Source organism: Ruminococcus sp. N15.MGS-57, assembly GCF_000980385.1.
Classification (GTDB): Bacteria; Bacillota; Clostridia; order Oscillospirales; family Ruminococcaceae; genus Hominimerdicola; species Hominimerdicola aceti.
Genome location: NZ_LARF01000134.1, coordinates 1 through 748 on the forward strand (window position 1 = coordinate 1; position 748 = coordinate 748).

Below are 748 nucleotides of genomic sequence, written 5' to 3' on the forward strand. Positions count from 1 at the left end.
TGATTAAAATATCATTCATACTATCACCCTTTGTCATATTGAAGTACGCATACTTCAAAAATTCAAGTACCATAATTTTTACCCTTCGCTCTTGTCTCGTTTGATCGTTTACATAAACTTTTCAGGCTTTACGTTCAGAGCATAGCAAATCGCCCTCAGGTCTTCCGGGTACAGCGTTTGTTTTCCGTTCAGAATCGCATCAAAAGACTTAGCGGAAATTCCTGCTTTCTTTGCGACATTTGCTGCTTTTAAGTCATTGTTTGCCATGTATGTGCGAACTTTCTCATAAACTCTCATAAGACAGACTCCTTTCCAGAAATTCTGGATTTATTATCATTTTACCACAGATTATCTGTGAAGTCAAGCGGGCTATACAGATTTTCTTGATTTCTTTGTTGACATAACAGAATTCATGTGGTACAATCAAGGTAGAGGTGATTTGATGAAATACGAAATCGGTGCAAGAATCCGTAAATATCGGGAAATGAGTGGTTTCAGCCAAAAGGAACTGGCACAGAAAATCGGTGTCAGCAACAGCCGTGTTTCCAACTGGGAACAGGGAGTTTCCCATAGTTAAAGATACCACACCAAATATGATGAACCCACGCTTATACACTACCAGCTATAATAAACCGCAAGGACAGCAATTTGATGATACTGCTGTCCTTTCTTTTATAAAATTGCAGTACACATAAAAAAGCTGTAAAATGATAAATATATTTGTCCTTGTAACAATTCTCGGACATTT

Annotated in this window: 2 protein-coding genes; one reads left to right on the forward strand and one right to left on the reverse strand. The window is 37.6% G+C overall.

What is annotated here, in order from left to right; all coding sequences use genetic code 11:
* Window positions 1-108 precede the first annotated feature (108 nt).
* On the reverse strand, window positions 109-297 hold the full coding sequence (locus WS40_RS10960; RefSeq protein WP_022427502.1) for a helix-turn-helix domain-containing protein: 189 nt from the start codon (window positions 295-297) through the stop codon (window positions 109-111).
* A 145-nt stretch (window positions 298-442) separates the two neighbouring features.
* Here WS40_RS10960 and WS40_RS11770 point away from each other — a divergent pair, with 145 nt between their 5' ends.
* Entirely contained in the window at window positions 443-577 is a 135-nt protein-coding gene (locus tag WS40_RS11770) for a helix-turn-helix domain-containing protein (RefSeq protein WP_277213109.1), read from the forward strand.
* Window positions 578-748: the final 171 nt, after the last annotated feature.